This window comes from Bradyrhizobium jicamae (assembly GCF_018130695.1).
GTDB classification, from domain to species: domain Bacteria; phylum Pseudomonadota; class Alphaproteobacteria; order Rhizobiales; family Xanthobacteraceae; genus Bradyrhizobium; species Bradyrhizobium jicamae_B.
In genome coordinates this window covers 179,191-196,854 of the sequence record NZ_JAFCJX010000016.1, presented here as the reverse complement: position 1 = coordinate 196,854, position 17,664 = coordinate 179,191, and the positions used below count along the sequence as shown (strand labels likewise).

General features: G+C 64.8%; 15 protein-coding genes. 6 read left to right on the top strand and 9 right to left on the bottom strand.

Annotated features, from left to right (window positions below):
* Window positions 1–101 precede the first annotated feature (101 nt).
* The 3 genes from JQ604_RS23925 to JQ604_RS23915 form a co-directional block, all read right to left on the bottom strand.
* A complete protein-coding gene (locus JQ604_RS23925; RefSeq protein ID WP_212362712.1) occupies window positions 102–851 on the bottom strand; it encodes a sulfate transporter family protein in 750 nt (249 codons plus the stop codon).
* Between the two features lie 76 nt (window positions 852–927).
* The gene (locus JQ604_RS23920) at window positions 928–2,340 is read right to left on the bottom strand and encodes an MFS transporter (protein ID WP_212362709.1); all 1,413 of its coding nucleotides are present in this window, start codon (window positions 2,338–2,340) and stop codon (window positions 928–930) included.
* A 194-nt stretch (window positions 2,341–2,534) separates the two neighbouring features.
* Complete coding sequence (locus JQ604_RS23915; protein WP_212362706.1) at window positions 2,535–3,461, bottom strand: LysR family transcriptional regulator; 927 nt, start codon at window positions 3,459–3,461, stop codon at window positions 2,535–2,537.
* A gap of 167 nt (window positions 3,462–3,628) precedes the next feature.
* Between JQ604_RS23915 and JQ604_RS23910 the strand changes: the two genes are divergently transcribed.
* Together JQ604_RS23910 and JQ604_RS23905 are read left to right on the top strand one after the other, a co-directional pair.
* A complete protein-coding gene (locus JQ604_RS23910; RefSeq protein ID WP_212362703.1) occupies window positions 3,629–4,798 on the top strand; it encodes a CaiB/BaiF CoA transferase family protein in 1,170 nt (389 codons plus the stop codon).
* Window positions 4,799–4,806: 8 nt separating this feature from the next.
* Complete coding sequence (locus JQ604_RS23905; protein WP_212362701.1) at window positions 4,807–5,754, top strand: hydroxymethylglutaryl-CoA lyase; 948 nt, start codon at window positions 4,807–4,809, stop codon at window positions 5,752–5,754.
* A 4-nt stretch (window positions 5,755–5,758) separates the two neighbouring features.
* Here the strand turns inward: JQ604_RS23905 and nikR are convergent, their stop codons facing one another.
* Window positions 5,759–6,196, bottom strand: a complete 438-nt coding sequence (nikR, locus tag JQ604_RS23900) for a nickel-responsive transcriptional regulator NikR (protein WP_212362698.1) — start codon at window positions 6,194–6,196, stop codon at window positions 5,759–5,761.
* A gap of 185 nt (window positions 6,197–6,381) precedes the next feature.
* Between nikR and JQ604_RS23895 the strand changes: the two genes are divergently transcribed.
* Window positions 6,382–8,538, top strand: coding sequence for a TonB-dependent receptor (locus tag JQ604_RS23895; protein ID WP_212362695.1), 2,157 nt, complete (start codon window positions 6,382–6,384; stop codon window positions 8,536–8,538).
* On the opposite strand, the gene JQ604_RS23890 is transcribed toward JQ604_RS23895, so the two are convergent.
* Window positions 8,535–9,416, bottom strand: a complete 882-nt coding sequence (locus JQ604_RS23890; protein WP_249158589.1) for a YiiX/YebB-like N1pC/P60 family cysteine hydrolase — start codon at window positions 9,414–9,416, stop codon at window positions 8,535–8,537. The two genes, JQ604_RS23895 and JQ604_RS23890, sit on opposite strands and share 4 nt — an antisense overlap.
* A gap of 186 nt (window positions 9,417–9,602) precedes the next feature.
* Here JQ604_RS23890 and JQ604_RS23885 point away from each other — a divergent pair, with 186 nt between their 5' ends.
* Together JQ604_RS23885 and JQ604_RS23880 are read left to right on the top strand one after the other, a co-directional pair.
* On the top strand, window positions 9,603–11,012 hold the full coding sequence (locus JQ604_RS23885) for a flavin monoamine oxidase family protein (RefSeq protein ID WP_212362692.1): 1,410 nt from the start codon (window positions 9,603–9,605) through the stop codon (window positions 11,010–11,012).
* On the top strand, window positions 11,012–11,683 hold the full coding sequence (locus tag JQ604_RS23880; RefSeq protein WP_212362689.1) for an adenine nucleotide alpha hydrolase: 672 nt from the start codon (window positions 11,012–11,014) through the stop codon (window positions 11,681–11,683). Before JQ604_RS23885 ends, JQ604_RS23880 begins: the two co-directional genes overlap by 1 nt.
* A gap of 209 nt (window positions 11,684–11,892) precedes the next feature.
* Here the strand turns inward: JQ604_RS23880 and JQ604_RS23875 are convergent, their stop codons facing one another.
* Window positions 11,893–12,660: a Crp/Fnr family transcriptional regulator gene (locus JQ604_RS23875; protein ID WP_212362687.1), complete on the bottom strand. Its 768-nt coding sequence runs from the start codon at window positions 12,658–12,660 to the stop codon at window positions 11,893–11,895.
* 198 nt (window positions 12,661–12,858) lie between these two features.
* Between JQ604_RS23875 and JQ604_RS23870 the strand changes: the two genes are divergently transcribed.
* The gene (locus tag JQ604_RS23870) at window positions 12,859–13,236 is read left to right on the top strand and encodes a response regulator (RefSeq protein ID WP_212362685.1); all 378 of its coding nucleotides are present in this window, start codon (window positions 12,859–12,861) and stop codon (window positions 13,234–13,236) included.
* Between the two features lie 62 nt (window positions 13,237–13,298).
* Here the strand turns inward: JQ604_RS23870 and JQ604_RS23865 are convergent, their stop codons facing one another.
* From JQ604_RS23865 to JQ604_RS23855, 3 genes are all read right to left on the bottom strand, one after another.
* Window positions 13,299–14,018 carry a hypothetical protein gene (locus JQ604_RS23865; RefSeq protein ID WP_212362683.1) on the bottom strand — a complete coding sequence of 240 codons (720 nt, stop codon included), beginning with the start codon at window positions 14,016–14,018 and terminating at the stop codon, window positions 13,299–13,301.
* 324 nt (window positions 14,019–14,342) lie between these two features.
* Entirely contained in the window at window positions 14,343–15,905 is a 1,563-nt protein-coding gene (locus JQ604_RS23860; protein ID WP_212362681.1) for an alkaline phosphatase D family protein, read from the bottom strand.
* 252 nt (window positions 15,906–16,157) lie between these two features.
* The gene (locus JQ604_RS23855) at window positions 16,158–17,570 is read right to left on the bottom strand and encodes a TAXI family TRAP transporter solute-binding subunit (protein ID WP_212362679.1); all 1,413 of its coding nucleotides are present in this window, start codon (window positions 17,568–17,570) and stop codon (window positions 16,158–16,160) included.
* Window positions 17,571–17,664 lie beyond the last annotated feature (94 nt).

Here is a 17,664-nt window from a genome sequence, read left to right as displayed (position 1 = left end):
GCTCTCTCCCGCGAATCATCACTCAACTCACGGAATCAGCGATCAAATTCCTCCGCAAGATGTGTGAATTGGACAGCAGAAGAGCGGGGAGAGGTGAATGGTTAGCGCATCGACATCTGCCGCCGGCTGGGCTCCAGCAGCTCCGGCCGCGGGCCTGACAGGCGCTTGTGCATGTGGACCATGAAGGCCATGCCGAACAGCGGCGTCGCCAGATTGATGATCGGGATCGAGACGAAGGCCGCGATGAACAGGCCGGCGGTGAACACCGTTGCCGCATTCTCCTTGCGCATCGCCTTGGCGTCCGCGGGCGAGCGGAACCGCATCGCGGCGAGCTCAAAGTATTCGCGGCCGAGCAGCCAGGCGGTGGCGATGAAGAACACGATGAAGCCCGCGCCGGCGAACAACACGAAGGGCAGCGCGATCAGATAGACCAGGATGGTCAGGAGCGCGGTCTTGACGCCCTCGGTCATCGCCAGCGCGAACGGCAGCGCGACGCCGGGCTGCTCGGCCGGATAGTGCTCGCGCTCGACAATGTCGGCGACATCGTCGACGAACAGGCTCGCCACCAGCGAGGTGATCGCCGGCATCAGGAAGATGCCGCCGAGCACGACGCCCAAGCCGGCGGCGATCGAGACGATCCAGGACAGCACGGTCAGCGTGGAGTGGAAGTTCGGGCCCAACATGCCCTCGGCCCAGACCTCGCCATAGTCGGCAAACCAGCTGAGCCCCCGCTGCAATCCGACCGCGAGCGCCGTGATCAGCACCAGCGCGAGCAGGATCGAGCGCCACAGGATCGTGCGCATCGGCGGCGACAGGATTTGCGAAAGCGCCTTGACGGCGGCGTCCAACATGGCGGGTTGACCTCTTCAAAAACTCCCGAGAGGTAGACACGCAATATGGCTTCGGCAAGAGCCGTTTGTGACGCACTCAGGCGTCCAATGGCTTGCCGCGGACGGCGGGGCCCCAGATTCCGATCGCGACGATCACGATGACCATGGCGGCAGCAATCAGGCCGAACACGCCGATGACGCCGGCCTCCTTCAGCATGAAGGCGACGATGAAGCCCGAGAAGGTCGCGCTCAGCCGGCTCATCGAATAGACCAGCCCCGCCGCGCGGGCCCGGATCGCGGTCGGGAACACCTCGGTCTGGTAGGCGTGATAGGCGTAGGACAGCGTCATGTTGGCGCCGGTGACCAGCACGCCGCAGGCGATCAGGAGCGCCGGTTCGGTGAACTGCGAGAAGCCGATGCCGAAGATCGAGATGCCCGCCGCCGCGCCGCAGATGATCCATTTGCGCTCGAAGCGATCCGCAAACGTCGAGGCGAGCAGCGGCGCCAGCGGATAGGCGAAGGCGATGATGAAGGAATATTGCAGGCTCTTGGTGACGTTGATGCCCTTCTCGACCAGCAGCGCCGGCACCCAATTGGCGAAGCCGTAGACGCCGAAGGCCTGGCAGAGATTGAAGATCATGAAGAGCACGACGAGCGAGGCGTAAGGCGGCCTGAACAGCTCGGCATAGCCGCCCTTGACCGGCGCACGCGCCGGCGTCATCGCTGACGCCGCAGCCGGGCGCGGAGCGCCTGTGCCGGCCGAGGCTTCCAGCTTCCGCATGATCTTGTCGGCCTCATCTGTGCGGCCATGGCGCGCGAGCCAGAGCGGGCTTTCCGGCACGTAGAGCCGCAGCACCCAGATCACCATGCTGGCGGCGGCACCGATCAGCACCACCCAGCGCCAGCCGTCGAGGCCGTAAGGCGACAGCGGCACCAGCCACCACGACAGCGCCGCGACGATCGGGACTGCCGACAGCATCACCGCCTGGTTGATCGCAAAGGCGCGACCGCGCATCCAGCTCGGCACCAGCTCGGTGATGTAGGCGTCGATGGTGATGACTTCGACGCCGATGCCGATCCCGGCGATGAAGCGCCACAGCAGCACGCCCTCGGGCGTGGTCTGGAACGCCATCATGACGGAGGCCGCGCTGTAGAACAGCAGCGAATAGGTGAAGATCGCCTTGCGGCCGTAGCGATCGGCGAGGAAGCCGAGGAAGAAGGTGCCGACGAACAGGCCGGCGAAGGTCGCGGCGACGAAGGCGCCCATGCCGGAGAAGCCGAAGAATGCGTGCGTCGTGGTGGTCAGCAATCCACTGCGGGTGAGGCCCGGCGCGATGTAGCCGGTGAAGAACAGGTCGTAGATCTCGAAGCAGCCGCCGAGCGAGAGCAGGATCACCAGCCGCCAGACATAGGAGGAGGTGGGTAGCGCCTCGAGGCGTCGCGAAATCTGGTCAGGCTCGCTTTTGGTGATGGCAAGATCGGCAACCGAGCCGGCGTCGACGGCGCTCATTCTGGTCCTCCCCGGATGGTCGAAAGGCCGCCTTTCTTTCGGAAAGCGTGCCTGATGCGACCATGTTTGGCGGGGAGCCAGAAATCCAGAAGAACATATCGAAGCAATCGTTCGCGAATCTAGATCGCTATTTTTGACGCGTTTTCTTCACGCGAACCGGTGTCCACTTCGCTCGAAAACGCTCTGGTGGGTACTCAGATCAGCTGTGCCGCCTCCCAGGCGCCGCGGCCGACCTGCTCGGCGATCAGCGCGCGGATCAGCCGGTACATCTCCTCCATCACATAGGTCATGGGTCGGTTCCGTAAGCGGCAGAGATACAGCGTGCGCGTCAGTTTTGGATCGATCACCTCGCGCGCCACCACGGTCTTCGCCTTCAGCTGCTCCTTCACGAACAGCTTTGTCGCGATCGTGCAGCCGAGGCCTTCGGTCAGCGCGCCGATCATGCCGCTGATCGAGTTGAGATGCAGGATCGCGTTGGCCTCCAGCCGCTTCAGCAGTACGGGATCGTCAAGCAGCGCGCGCGAGGACAGGCCATAGAGCAACAGGATCAGCGGCAGCCGCGTCACCTCCTCGAAGCTGATCGGCGCCTTGCTCTTGCCGATCAGCTTTTCGGTGCCGACGCAGAACATCTGCTCCTCCAGCACGGGTTCTGCGATCAGGTCCTTTTCCGACGGCGGATTGTAGACCAGCGCGAGATCGACCTCCGAGCTCAACAGATGCAGCAGCGTCGCGCCCGACAGGCTCTCGGTCAGCGACAGCTTCAGGTTCGGGTATTTCGTCAGCACGGTGCGCATCAGCGGCACGCCGATCGCCTTCATGCCGGAATTGGCCATGCCGATCGAGATGTCGCCGGCAATCACGCTGCCGCCCTCCTTGATCTCGCGCTCGGCCTCGGCCATCGCGCGCAGGATGATGCGGGCATGCTCATAGAGCCGTTCGCCCGCCGCTGTCGGTTCCATGCCGCGCGGCTTGCGCTCGAACAGGGGCGTCGCAAATTCCGCCTCGAGATTGGCGATATGGTGGCTCAGCGCCGATTGCGCGACATTGGCCTGGTCGGCCGCCCGCGACAGGTTGCGCTGCTCGTAAACCGCGATGAAATAGCGAAGCTGGCGCGAGTCCATGGGGAGCGTTCTAGAACCACGAATACACTATTCGACAGATTATATTTTTCAGATAGCGTGCGGAAGCCTAAGTTTAGGCCACTACCAGAGCGTTTTCGAGCGAAGTGGACACCGGTTCGCGTGAAGAAAACGCGTCAAAAAAGAAGAGCAAGAGCACGGAGAAGCCGATGACCGGGAGCGGACTGCCGCTGGAAGGCGTGAGGGTCGTCGAGATGACCCACATGGTGATGGGTCCGACCTGCGGCATGATCCTGGCGCAACTCGGCGCCGAGGTGATGAAGGTCGAACCGCCCGCCGGCGACAAGACGCGCGCGCTTGGCGGCATGGGGACGTCGTTCTTCCCGCTGTTCAACCGCGGCAAGCGCAGCATCGTGCTCGATCTTGCCAGGCCTGAAGATCGCGAGACCATGCACCGGCTGCTCGAAAGCGCCGATGTGTTTCTGGAAAACTTTCGCGATGGTCTGCTCGAGAAGCAGGGGCTTGGCGCCGAGGAATTGCGCAAGAAGCATCCGCATCTGATCGTCACCGGCCACAAGGGCTTTCTCTCCGGCCCCTACGAGCACCGTCCGGCGCTCGACGAGGTCGTGCAGATGATGTCGGGCCTCGCCGCGATGACCGGCACCCGCGACAAGCCGCAGCGAGTCGGCTCCTCCGCCAATGACATCATGGGCGGCATGTTCGGCGTGATCGCGATCCTGGCCGCGCTCTACCAGAAGCGCGGCGGCCACACGGCCGGCGCCGATATTCGCATCGGCCTGTTCGAGAACTGCCTGTTCCTGGTGGCGCAGCACATGGTTGAGTACGAGATGACCGGCCGCAAGCCGCGCTCGATGCCCGAGCGCGAGCATGCCTGGCCGATCTACGACATCTTCGACACCGCCGGCGACGAGCGCATCTTCATCGGCGTCGTCACCGAAGGCCATTGGCAGAGCTTTTGCCGTGAGTTCGACTTGCGTGAATTTGCCGAGGATCCGACGCTGCGCAGCACGACCGACCGCATCATGGCGCGCGACCGGATCATTCCGCGCGTCGCCGAGGTGATCAGGACCTGGAACGTTGCGGACCTGTCAGCGAAGCTCGACGCGCTCAACATCTGCTTCTCGCCGATCAACCGGCCCGAGGATCTCTTGAACGATCCGCACGTGCTGCGGCCCGGCGGTCTCGTCAACAACGTCACCGCCGACGGCAAACCGTTCCGGGTGCCGGCATTGCCGGTCGAGTGGAACGGCAGCAATATCGGCGAGGGTCTCAAGGTCGCCCCGCTCGGCGCCGATACCGAGGACGTCCGCGCCGAGCTTGAACGGCAACACTATCCATCAACCCCAGACGCTGCGTGAGGCCCACCATGACCCGCGTCCACGATATCTATCCGAGCGACCGCGTGAGCCTGCGCGAAGTCGGCCTGCGCGACGGGCTGCAGCTGGTGAAGACGTTTCCGTCGACGTCCGCCAAGCAGCGCTGGGTGCGCGATGAATACGCCGCCGGTGTGAGGATCTTCGAGGTCGGCTCGTTCCTGCCGGCAAAGACCTTTCCGCAATTCGTCGATATCAGCGATGTCGTTGCGACGATCGCGGCGCTGCCCGGCGCGCATGGCGTGGCGCTGGCGCTGAACGAGCGCGGCGTCAACGAGGCGCTGGCCTCCGGCGTTGCCGAGATCGCGACTGTGGTGTCCGCGACCGAGGAGCACAGCCAGGCCAATGCCAACCGCTCGCGCGAGTCGGCGATCGAGAACGTCAGGCGGCTTTGCGAGCTGCGCGATGCCAGCGCGCACAAGCCGATCGTCAACGCCGCGATCTCGATGGCGCTGGGCTGCTCGATCGTAGGCCCCGTCGATCCGACGGAGGTGCTGCGTCTCACCGAGAAGCTGTATGAGGTCGGCGTCGACATGGTCGCGATCGCTGATACCGTCGGCTATGCCGGCCCGAAGCACGTCGGCGAGTTGACGCGGGGCGCGGTGAAGATCGCGGGATCAAAACCGGTCTGCGTGCATCTGCACGACACCCGCGGCATGGGAATCGCCAACGCCGCCGCCGCGCTCGATGAGGGTGCCCGCGTGCTTGACGGTTCGCTCGGTGGCCTCGGCGGCTGCCCGTTCGCGCCGGGCGCGACCGGCAATGTGGTGTTCGAGGACCTCGTGTTCCTCTGCGAGAGCAAGGGCTTTCCGACCGGCATCGATCTCGACCGGCTGATCGCGGTGCGTTCGATCCTCAAGGCCGAGATGCCGAACGAGCCGCTCTATGGCGGCATGGCCCGCGCAGGCCTGCCGTGCGGCAGCAAGGCGAAGGCGGCGTAGTTCATCAATCGTGCCGATGCCCGCGCTTGTGGCCTTTCTTCTCCGGCCCCGTCGGGATCATCACGACGCGGCCGTAGCGCACGCCGCGTTCGGCGATGATGTGGTCGGCGAAATGCCGGACCTCGCCGCTTCCGCCCTTCAGCGCCGTCACTTCCATGCAGCTGTCGTCGTCGAGATGGACGTGCAGTGTCGCCAGTGAGAGATCGTGGTGGCCGTGGAAATTCTGCACCAGCCGCTTCGACAGATCGCGCGCGGCATGATCGTAGACATAGACCAGCGCCGCGACGCATTGCCCCGACGGCGCCTCCTCGGCGCTCTGCTGCAGGCCGGCGCGGGCGAGGTCGCGGATGATCTCGGAGCGGTTCTGGTAGCCGCGCGCCTCGGCGGCGGCGTCGATCTCCGCGAGCAAATCGTCCTCGATGGTGATGGTGATCCGTTGCATGCGATGTCCGTATGGGCGGTGCGCGGCGGCGGTATGATAATTTGATTGTAACGTCATACCGGGCTTGCTAGCGTCACTTTGCCGGGTTGGTTTGGCTGGTGCGGTTCGCGCGACTGTAGCAGCATCGTGCGGGGGCATGGGCGTTGCGTTGGTCTGTCTTGCGGATATTTTCCGCCGCCGCATCCATGGCCGCATGTGCCCCGGTTGCGGAGGCACAGACCCTCGCCGCCGCCGCGGGCCAGCTGCCGCCGGTGACGATCGACGCGCCGGATCAAAAGCCGCCGAAGCGCGCCAGGCCATCGCCGCATCCGGCTCACGCGGGCACCGGCCGCAAGCCTGCGACGGTGGTGAGCCAGCCTGCGGCAGGCGGCAATGGCGTCACCGGCGGCACGGCCTCGGACACGACGCCCAGGCTCCAACCCACGGCCGCCAGCGCCTCCGAGATCAGCGGCGAGACGATCAACGCCCGCCCATTCTCGCGCCCCGGCGAAGCGCTGGAGGCGGTGCCCGGGCTGATCGTCACCCAGCATTCCGGCGAGGGCAAAGCCAACCAGTATTTTCTGCGCGGCTTCAACCTCGACCACGGCACCGATCTCGCCATCACCGTCGACGGCATGCCCGTCAACATGCCGACCCATGGTCACGGCCAGGGCTATGCCGACATCAACTTCATGATTCCCGAGCTGATCCGCTCCGTCGATGTCCGCAAGGGGCCGTACTACGCCGACAAGGGCGATTTCGCCTCCGCCGGCGCGGTCGACATCAACTATCTCGACAAGCTGCCGAAGAACCTCGCCGAGATCACCATCGGCAGCTTCGGCTATCAGCGCGCGCTTGCGGCAGGCTCGACCAAAGTGGGCGAAGGCACGTTGCTCGCGGCCTTCGAGGCCAACAAGTACAACGGTCCCTGGGACGTGCCGGACGATATCCGCAAGCTCAACGGCGTGCTGCGCTACAGCCAGGGCACCGCGACCGACGGCTTTTCGCTGACCGCGATGGCCTATTCCAACGGCTGGAATTCGACCGACCAGGTCGCGCAGCGCGCGATCGACCAGGGCCTGATCGATCGCTACGGCTCGCTCGATCCGACCGATGGCGGCACCTCGAGTCGCTTCAGCCTCTCGGGCAACTGGGCGCAGTCGAGCGCGTATGGGCAAACCAAAGCCAATGCCTATGTGATCCGCTCGTCGCTGCAGCTCTACAACAATTTCACCTACTACCTCGACGACCCCGTCCATGGCGATCAGTTCAGCCAGACCGACAAGCGCACCGTTTACGGTGCCAGCGCCAGCCATACCTTCGATGTCCGCTTCGCCGGGATCGACACCGAGACGCGCGTCGGTGTGCAGACCCGTGGCGACGACATCAATGTCGGCCTGTACAAGACGATGCAGCGGCAGATCCTCTCCACCGTGCGCAACGACCAGGTGCAGGAGGGCAGCGTCGCGCTGTGGGCCGACACCACCGCGCGCTGGACCGACTGGCTGCGCACCACCGTCGGCCTCCGCGAGGACTATTTCGCCGGCCATGTGCTGAGCGACACGCCGCAGAATTCCGGCAACGCGCAGGCGGCGATGACGAGTCCTAAAGCTGGCATCGTGCTCGGGCCCTGGTACAGGACCGAGTTCTACGGCAATGCCGGCTTCGGCCTGCATTCGAATGATATCCGCGGTGCGACGATCACGGTCGATCCCAACGACAAGGTGACGCCGCTGGATCGCGTGCCGCTGCTGGTGCGCTCGAAAGGCGCCGAGCTCGGCATCCGCACCAGGGCGATTGACGGACTCACCTCGTCGCTCGCGGTATTCGTGCTCGATTTCGATTCCGAGCTGCTGTTCGTCGGCGATGCCGGCACCACCGAGCCGAGCCGGCCGAGCCGGCGGGTCGGGGTCGAGTGGACCAACCAATACAAATTGCTGCCGTGGATGAGCCTCGATTTCGATCTGGCCTACACCCGCGCGCGTTTCACCAACTTTGATCCCGTCGGCAATTTCATTCCGGGCGCGCCGGCCTGGGTCGCCAGCGGCGGCATCACCTTTGGCCGCGAGACCGGCTGGTTCGGCGCGCTGCGTGCCCGCTATTTCGGCCCGCGTCCGCTGATCGAGGATGACAGCGTGCGGTCGCAGTCCTCGCTGATCGTCAATGCGCGGGCGGGCTACAGATTCGACAACGGGATGCGGCTGCAGCTCGATGTGCTGAATCTGTTCAACGCGCAGACCAACCAGATCGAATATTATTATCTGTCGCGGCTGCCGGGCGAGCCAATCGATGGCGTCGCTGATCGCCATGTGCATCCGGCCGAACCGCTCGCGGTGCGGCTGACATTGGCGGCGACGTTTTAGAGAGGTGCCGGCTCTTTCACTTCTTCAGCCGGAACTTGAACCGGCGCTTCTTGGTCAATCTCTTCAGGAACAAGCGGCGGCGACTTGACCGCTGGAAACACACGGAATTCGCCCGCCACCTCCTGGAGCGGCTTCTGCTTGTCGGCCCAGTGCAACGCGGTGTAGTCGAAGCCTTGCACGATGGTGGGTTTGACGACCTCGAAATAGGGCGAGATGTCGAAGTCGCGCGGCATGTAGAGCGAGGAGTCGCGGATGTGCAGGATCTCGCGGCGCGCCTTGCGGCTGGCGGCGCGGGTGATCTTGGGCAGGATCGGATAGCGCACCGCGTCGAACGCCTGCGCGATCAGCGCCGAGCAGATGATCTTGGTCGGATCGCCGGAGCCGAACGCGATCATGCGCCGCCGCCAGCGCTGCGGGATCGGCAGCGGGATCAGGAAGCGCATCAGATCGACGATGTTCTTGGTGTCGTAGCCAAAGCCGATCCGGTTGATGGCGTAGCGGCACACCGTGGTGCGGTCCTCATACGACAGCCCGACGGGGCGGCAGATGCGGGTGTGATAGGCGAAATATTTCGACAGCGCCGACGAGGTGACGCCTTCGCCGATATTGGCCTCGATCAGCACATGCTGCTCGCCGTCGGCTTCGGTGGCGCCATCGACCGGTCCGACATAGAGCGCGGCGTGCGACCAGGTCGACTGCGTCAGATACTTGATGATGCCGGAGATGCGGTTGTTGCCTTCGACCAGCAGCACGTCGCCGGGCTGGATGATGCCGCGCAGATGTTCGGGATCGCTCGGGGTGAACGGCTCGTAGCCGGGCACCTCTTTCTGCAGGTACCCCGCAATCCATTGGCCGACAGTATCGAGCACTACGCCCATGAATTCCCCCCGGCGGTTCTGTGCCCGCTTTTGTGTTCCCTTAGCATGGTCGCAAGCCGTTTCAATTTAGTTCATGCGCGAAGCGGATCAATCATGATTGATTCACCATGGCGGTTGCTGCAGTCGGTGAGATGCGGCACAGTTCGCGAAGCGTTCCATTTTCTGCAAGTCCCCGGAAACCATGCCATGACAATGACCCGCCGCGCTTTCCTGTCGGCGACCGCTGGCCTCACGCTGGCGCCTGGGCTTGGCAGCCGGGCATTTGCTGCGCCGTTGCCGCGCGAGGCCGATATCGTGGTGGTCGGCGCCGGTGCGGCCGGCATTGCTGCGGCGCGGCGGATCGCCGCCGCCAACCGCAAGGTGATCGTGCTGGAGGCAGCCAGCCAGATCGGCGGCCGCTGCCAGACCGACATGACGTCCTTCGAGGTGCCGTTCGATCGCGGCGCGCGCTGGATGCACAATCCCGAGACCAATCCGCTGATCCGTCTCGCGCGCTCCGCAGGCCTCGAGACCGTCGCCGCGCCGTCCGGGCAGAAAATCCGCATCGGCCGCCGTAACGCGCGCCCCGGCGAGACCGAGCAGTTTCTCGCGGCCCTGGTGCGTAGCAACCGCGCCATTGATGAGGCTGCGCGCAAGGCCGATGTGTCCTGCGCCGCGGCGCTGCCGAAGGATCTCGGCGACTGGGCTGCGACCACTGAATTTCTGCTCGGCGCCAATTTCAGCGGCAAGGATCTGAAGGACGTCTCGGCGCTCGACAAGGCGCGCGCGCAGGACCGCACTTCCGCGATCGCCTGCCGGCAGGGCCTGGGCACGCTGATCACCAAGCTCGCCGACGGCTTGCCGCTGGCGCTGTCGACGCCGGCGCAGCGCCTGTCCTGGAGCAATCGCGACGTCGTGGTGCAGACCGCATCGGGCCGGATCACCGCGCGTGCCGCAATCATCACCGTCTCGACCAACGTGCTCATGAGCGGCAACATCAAGTTTGAGTCCGATCCGCCGAAGCGGGTGCTCGATGCCGCGTCGAAGCTGAGCCTCGGCAGCTATGATCGCATCGCGCTGCAGATTGCCGGCAATCCGCTGGGCCTTGCGCGCGACGACGTCATCATCGAGCAGAGCAATTCGAACAAGACGGCGCTGCTGTTTGCCAATATCGGCGGCTCGTCGCTGTGCACGATCGATGTCGGCGGCTCGTTCGGCCGCGATCTCGCCGATCAAGGCGAGAAGGCGATGGTTGCCTTCGCGGTGGAATGGCTGACCAGGCTCTACGGCAGCGATGCCGCGGCCGCCGTGAAGAAGTCGAGCGCGACGCGCTGGAATGCCTCGCCTTTCATCCAGGGCGCGATGTCGGCGGCCGCGCCGGGCGCGCAATCCTCACGTCGCGCGCTGGCCGAGCCGGTCGGCTGCATGTATTTCGCCGGTGAAGCCACGCACGAGACATTGTGGGGCACGATCGACGGTGCCTGGGAGAGCGGCGAGCGCGCGGCGGAGGCCGCCCTGCGCCGGATCGGCGCGCTCCGCGACGCCGCACCTGAAACGCCGACCGGCACCACCCGGCCGCGCCGTGCGCCCGCCCGCTCCGCAGCGCCATCGCATTGATGTCCCGCCCCAAGGCACTGATCTCCTGGTCCAGCGGCAAGGACAGCGCGTTCGCGCTGCACGAGGTGCTGCGCGCCGGCGAGCTCGATGTGGTCGGCGCGCTGACGACGGTGACGGAGACGTTCGACCGCGTTTCGATCCACGGCGTCCGCCGTGAAATCCTGCGCGCACAGTGCGAGGCTGCCGGCCTTCCGCAACGCATCGTGCCGATCCCATATCCCTGCCCGAACGACATCTACGAAGCGCGGATGGGCGAGGCGGTGGCGCAGGCGATCGCCGACGGCATCACGCACATGATCTTCGGCGATCTCTTCCTTGCCGACATCAGGGCCTATCGCGAGCAGAAGCTCGCCGGCACCGGGATCACGCCGGTGTTTCCGCTGTGGCAGCGGCCGACACGAGCACTGGCGCAGGCGATGATCGCAAGCGGGCTGGAAGCGTATCTCGCGACGGTTGATATGAAGAAGCTGCCGGTCGCGTTCGCGGGACGTCGGTTCGATGCAGCACTGCTGGCCGATCTGCCTGACGGGATCGATCCCTGTGGCGAGAACGGCGAGTTTCACACCTGCGTGGTCGCCGGCCCGATGTTCAGGCATCGGCTGGTGGTGACGACCGGCGAGCGTGTCGAGCGTGATGGGTACGGGTATTGCGATTTGATGCTCGGCCGCTGAGGGAAACAGCCTAACGGTGTCATCACCCGCGCATGCGGGTGATCCAGTATTCCAGAGGCGGTTGTGATTGAGCCGATGGGGCTCGGCTTACTGGGTCGCCCGGTCCTTGTGCGCAATCGCGCACAGGCCGGGCGATGACAATCGAATAAGAAAATACGGCTGCGCATTCTCGTACCATCGAATGGCGGACTACGCTTGGCTAATCCGCCCTACTTTTCTTTTTCATCATCCTCGCTCGGATAGACGCCGCGCAGCACCTCTTCGAAATGGTCCTTCACCGCGTCGTTGCAGAGGCACGAGCGCAGGCGCAGGCCGTCGAGGTTGCGGACCACGATCGAGCCGCGGCGGGTCTCCAGGACGCCTTCGGCCTTGAAGCTCTGGATCACGCGGCTGGTGTAGCTGCGGCCGACGCCGAGCAGCGTGGAGAGCTGCTCGTGGGTGAGCGGCACGACGCCGTCGCCGTTGGTGCGCTCCATCGCCGAGATGATCCATTTCGCCGCGCGCTGCTCGATCGAGTGGATCGCATTGCAGGCGGTCGACTGGAAGATCTGCGCCAGCATGCAGTCGGCGTAGCGCGCGAAGATGTTGCGCACCGAGATCGATGTGAGCTTGGCGGCGTCGAGCTTGCTGACCGGCAGCCGCGCGAAGGGCCCACCGAATTTCACGGTGATGCGGGTATAGGCCGGCAAGAATCCCTGGCTGACGATGCCGCCGACCGCGCCTTCGCGGCCGACCAGGATGGTCTCGACGTCGCGGCCGTCCTCGTTCGGCACCATGTAGGAGACGAGGCTCGGTCCGCACGGAAAATGCACCGTCTCGACATCGTCGCCGGGGTTGTAGAGCAGATCGTTGGCCACAGCGTCGCCCTGCGACAGATACGGCGCAATCAGCGCGTAGTCGGCGGCGTTCAGCCGGCGCAGCAAATTGTTGAACGGCCGGTCAGTCGTGCCGGCCACCTCAGTCTGTTTCGTGAGCATTGGAAATTCCTGTGTTCCAACGCTGACGATAATCGAAAAGTTCCCGTCTTTATGTTCACTAGTGAACAGACGGCGGCGTTCTGTTGTGGTGGGTTTCATGCCGGGAACCGCCGGCGCGCTTTCGAGGTGCCGGCAGCGGGCCATCATTCCGGAGCCAATCCGGATTTCCTCCATCATCAAGAACTGGACTGGCGAGACATGAAACCCGCTCCCCGCGTCGGCATGCCCGGTGACGTCCTGATCGTCGAAGACGATCCGATCATCGCACTCGATTTCGAGGACACCATCATGAGCTTTGGCGTGGCCGCGGTCCGCACCGCGGCCAGCGTCGCGCGTGCGCTCGAGCTGATCGCGTCGCGCGTGCCGGATTTCGCGCTGCTCGACGTCGGTTTGATCCGCGGCGAGAAGACGTTTGCGATCGCCGAACGGCTTGATGGGCTCGGTGTGCCCTACGTCTTTGTCACCGGCTACGGCTCGGACGTGCGGCTGCCGCCGTCGCTTGCTGAAAAGCCGCGGCTCAACAAGCCGTGCTCGAGCGAGGTGCTGGAGGCGGCGTTGCGGCGGAAGGAGGTGTGACCCTTCCTGCTCCCCCTTTTGTGGGAGAGGTGCAGCGTACGTGTGGCGCCAGTCGTTAAAGATTACTTCCCCGAGCTGATGCACAGCTCGGCCAGATCGGCCTCGACGCCCTTGAAGAGCTTGACGGGGGCGCCGGACGCAACGGCTTCGTCCTTCCTGATCGAGGCGGTCAATGCGGGACCGGCCTGCTCGACCAGATCGAGATAGCGGTCGAGCGCTTTCGACTTCCTGCTCGCAACGAACTTGTCGGCAGCTTTCTCGACGGCGTCGGTCGGGTCGTTGCTCGTATCGCCGGTTTCCAGTGGCGACACGAATCTCAGCTTGACGCGGTACACCAGAAGATAGCGGCTGAAGTTTTCGATGATGGGATCGAGAATCTTCACCTGACGCGCGGGCGCGGTGATTGCGAGATATTTCTTCACGTCGGCGTTCTGCTTCAGCTTCTCCAGTTCGGCAGAGTCGGGAAACTTCTCGGCGAGAACCTTGGTATCGTAGAAGGTGGCCATGCGCTCCATGAAACGCAGGCTCCATGCCATGAGGAGGTCGCGGCCGCGGGCTTCGAGCTGGTCGGATTTCAAGCCCTTGTCGCCGAGGCAGGCCGGATCGGCATCCCTGCGCAATCCTTCGCCAAGCCTCGTGATCAGCATCTTGCCGTAGGGTGCAGCATAGGCGTCGCGGATCAGCGCTTCCCGCTCGGCCGGCGTCTGCAGCGGCGCCTGGGCCGATGCCAGCGAGGGCACAAGCAGCAGCGCCGCGGCGATGAATAGTCCTCGGAGTTTCACGGCAGCGACTCATGGATTCGGCCTCGGTCCGCAATCGACCGGGCTTGATATGGTCGCCTGAACCGTTGGTGCGGTTCATCAGTGCGGGCAGCGGTGCCCCTTCACCTCTCCCCGCGCTTTTGCGGGGAGAGGTCGACGCCGGAGCGCAGCGCAGGCGGCGGGTGAGGGGCGTGGCGCGCTGTGGCCGCGAGTTCGAAGTTTGCCGGCTAGTCAGTCGAGGAGCCGGCCGGACTGTCCGTACGGCACGATCGTGCACGGCCCCTCACCCGAAATCCGCTGCGCGAATTTCGACCTCTCCCCGCAGAAGGGCGGGGAGAGGTGAAACTACACCGGCTTCGGATCGAGCGTCGTCGACCACAGCTCGACGTCGGCGCGATCGCGCAAGGACACCGTCAGCTGGCCGCTCTTGCCGTCGATCTTGACGTGGCCGAAGAACTGCATGCCGGCCGAGGGCGGCAGGTTCTGGTTCTCGAGGCCCGGCGCCTTGACGAACTTCACTTCGGGGCCAAACGTGTTGTCGAGCTCGTTCGGGCCGAAGGTGCCGGCGTGCAGCGGGCCGGAGACGAATTCCCAGAACGGGTCGAAATCCTGGAACTGGGCCTTGTTCGGATTGTAGTAGTGCGCGGCCGCGTAGTGCACGTCGGCGGTCAGCCACACCGTGTTGACGATGCCTGCGGTCTTGATGAAGCGCAGGATGTCGGCGATCTCCAACTCGCGGCCGCGCGCCGGACCATCACCTTGGGCAAAGGCTTCCGAGCCCTTCTTGTTGGTGGCATCGTCATAGACGATGATCGACAGCGGCATGTCGGATGCGATCACCTTCCAGGTGGCGCGCGAGTTGAGGAGTGCGCGCTTCAGCCAGGCGAGCTGCTCTGGTCCGATGAAGTAGGCGTCGGGGCCGTATTCGGTCTGCAAATTCGGACCGTTCGGGCCGCGATAACTGCGCTCGTCCAGCATGAAGACGTCGAGATGCGGGCCATAGCTCAGCTGACGATAGACGCGGCCGGGCTCCACGATGCTCTCGCGCATCGGATACATCTCGTGGAACGCACGCGCCGCGCGCGCCGCGAGCAGGGTGATGTCGCGCTCCTTGTAGGCCTCGGGCAGCTGCTTCGAAGTCGACCAGTTGTTGGTCACCTCATGGTCGTCCCATTGCACGAAGATCGGAACCTCGGCGTTGAAGGCGCGGAGGTTCTCATCGAGCATGTTGTATTTGTGGGCGGCGCGGAATTCGTTCAGCGTCTCGGCGACCTTGGACTTCTCCTCGATCGTGATGTTCTTCCAGATCTTGCCGTCCGGCTGCTTTTGCTCGGCCTTGATGACGCCGTCGGCATAGATGGTGTCGCCGGAATGCAGGAAGAAATCCGGCTTGTGCTTCTTCATGGTCGAGAAGGTGAACATGCCGCCGTCGTCGGGGTTGATGCCCCAGCCCTGGCCGGCGACGTCGCCGCCCCAGACAAAGGAAACGTCGCGGCGATCGCTCGGCGCGGTGCGGAAGCGGCCGACCACGGGCTCACCGGCGATGTCGGTATGCGAGAGGTCGCGGAAGCGGACGCGGTAGAAGATATCCTGGCCCGACGGCAGGTTCTCCAGCAGCATCTTTGCGGTGAAGTCGCTCTCAGGGAGGGCTGCGATCGGCGGCAGCGCGCGGACGTCCTTGAAGGACTCGGTGGTCGCGACCTCAACCATCATCTGCGCGGACCGGTCGGCGCGGGCCCAGACCACGCCGCCGTCGACGCCGACATCGCCGGACTGCACGCCATGGGTGACCATTGGACGGTCGGCCGCGCGCGACAGATAAGGCATCGCGATCAGCCCGACACCGGTCGCCGCCGTGGTCGACAGAAAGCGTCTGCGGGTGATACTGCGCGAAAACCGGGTCGTCATTGGGGAGCCTCCTCAGGTGCAGCGCGACACTGCGCCGCAAGCGGGGCAAGAGGTAGGAAAATTCTGTGACGGTGGGATTACAGCGTGAGGTGAGCACTCTGTTTGGCTCCCTCTCCCGCCTGCGGGGGAGGGTGGGGTGGGGGCTCTCTCCGCGAATCCCATTGTGGAGGCACCCCCACCCGCCGCGCTACGCGCGTCGGCCTCCCCCGCAAGCGGGAGAGGCGAAGAAACCCCCGCGGATAGATTGATCGCCTACGCCGTCCCAGCCGCCCTGAACTGCGCACTCGCGCGCTGCAAATTCTGCGGCATGCTCATCAGCAGCAGTTTGCGGTCGGCCACCGCATTGTGAAACTGCTCGAGCGCGATGTTGAAGGCGGTCAGTGTGCCCTGCTCGATGGCGCTGTGCTCGAAGCAGATTAGCGTGTCGCGCAGGATGTCGTCGGCCTCGGTCTGCATCTGGTCGAGCTCGTCGGTGGAATCGCAACTTCGCGCGGTGCGGAGCATGTCGAGCAGGCGCTCGCGCTGGGAACTATTGGTGTTGCGCTCGTCCTTCTTCAGATAACCGGCGAACCAGGCGCCGGCCGAGCCCATCGCCGACAGCGCCATCAGGCTCCACCAGATGTAATCGCTGTAGCGGTCGAGGAAGGTTTTTTCCTCGCCGTCGACGAAGGCGGCAGCGCCGGGGTGGGCGGGGATGGTGGCGTCCTTGTCGGTGTCGGGTGTCTCGATGCGGGCGGCGAGCGGGAAATCGTTCTTCAGCGACTGCCGGACGCCGAACAGCTGCCGCGTGAACGCCGCAACCGTCGATTCCGACAGGCCTCTGCGCGCCACGATGTGATGCGAGAAGCTGATGGTCTTGACCTCTTCCTCCGGCCGATCGGAGGCGCCGAGCGAGCCCGCGGGGATCTCCGAGGCCTCATAGGCCGGATGGTTCTGCGCGATCGCTTCGGCCGCATCGATCGCCAGGAACGTCGGCGCGCCGCCGTCGCGGGAGGAGGCGGTGATGGCGTCGATCGTGATCTTGCTGCCGCCGGGACCGACGGCGAGATAGGCATCGGCCTTTTGGTTCTTGATCGCTTCCGCCGCTTCATTGGCCGGGAACTGGACGATCTCGACCTTGAGCGGATCGACGCCGTATTGCTGCAGCACCATCTTGAGCAGATTGACATTGGCCGGCGTACGGCCGACGACGCCGATCTTGCGGCCCGCAAGCTGGGTGATCTTGGTGATCTTGGCGGCCTTCTTGCCCTTGCCCTTCGCAGGCGGCGGCGCCCACAGCACCACGACGTTCTTGCGCAGGGTCGCGACCGCCTGCGCATTCTTCGGCACTTCGAGATCGCCGCGGATGATGGCGAGATCGGCCTTGCCGTCGGCAAGCGTCTGCGCGCTCGCGGCGGCGCCGTCGGTCTGCACCGGGCGGAGCTTCACCATGTTGTTGTGCTGATTGTTGAAGGCCTGCGCCAGGGTCTGCACCACCCTGAGGTCATCGCTGTTGGCGGGGCCGACCGCGATCCGCAAGGTGACCGGGCGCATCGCGAAATAATAGCCGGCCGCCAGCGCGCCGACGAGGGCGAGGACGCCGGCGATCAGGACGAAAGTGAGCCGCCGTACCGCCGAACGGGGCGATTTGGGCTGGACATCCGCAGGGCCGGGGCCGTCGGTCATCGATCTCGCAGACAATCCTGTGGGGCCAATTCTGGTCACTGCCAACGCGCTTACCTTGAATATTCTAGCAAATTCCTTGCCCGGCCGCGGTTAC

Coding starts and splice junctions, on each gene's coding strand:
- JQ604_RS23870 (WP_212362685.1), top strand. CDS start 12,859: ATGAAACCCGCTCCCCGCGTCGGCATGCCCGGTGACGTCCTGATCGTC.
- JQ604_RS23860 (WP_212362681.1), bottom strand. CDS start 15,905: ATGACGACCCGGTTTTCGCGCAGTATCACCCGCAGACGCTTTCTGTCG.
- JQ604_RS23875 (WP_212362687.1), bottom strand. CDS start 12,660: ATGCTCACGAAACAGACTGAGGTGGCCGGCACGACTGACCGGCCGTTC.
- JQ604_RS23910 (WP_212362703.1), top strand. CDS start 3,629: ATGACCGGGAGCGGACTGCCGCTGGAAGGCGTGAGGGTCGTCGAGATG.
- JQ604_RS23885 (WP_212362692.1), top strand. CDS start 9,603: ATGACAATGACCCGCCGCGCTTTCCTGTCGGCGACCGCTGGCCTCACG.
- JQ604_RS23925 (WP_212362712.1), bottom strand. CDS start 851: ATGTTGGACGCCGCCGTCAAGGCGCTTTCGCAAATCCTGTCGCCGCCG.
- JQ604_RS23905 (WP_212362701.1), top strand. CDS start 4,807: ATGACCCGCGTCCACGATATCTATCCGAGCGACCGCGTGAGCCTGCGC.
- JQ604_RS23855 (WP_212362679.1), bottom strand. CDS start 17,570: ATGACCGACGGCCCCGGCCCTGCGGATGTCCAGCCCAAATCGCCCCGT.
- JQ604_RS23920 (WP_212362709.1), bottom strand. CDS start 2,340: ATGAGCGCCGTCGACGCCGGCTCGGTTGCCGATCTTGCCATCACCAAA.
- nikR (WP_212362698.1), bottom strand. CDS start 6,196: ATGCAACGGATCACCATCACCATCGAGGACGATTTGCTCGCGGAGATC.
- JQ604_RS23895 (WP_212362695.1), top strand. CDS start 6,382: ATGGCCGCATGTGCCCCGGTTGCGGAGGCACAGACCCTCGCCGCCGCC.
- JQ604_RS23880 (WP_212362689.1), top strand. CDS start 11,012: ATGTCCCGCCCCAAGGCACTGATCTCCTGGTCCAGCGGCAAGGACAGC.
- JQ604_RS23915 (WP_212362706.1), bottom strand. CDS start 3,461: ATGGACTCGCGCCAGCTTCGCTATTTCATCGCGGTTTACGAGCAGCGC.
- JQ604_RS23890 (WP_249158589.1), bottom strand. CDS start 9,416: ATGGGCGTAGTGCTCGATACTGTCGGCCAATGGATTGCGGGGTACCTG.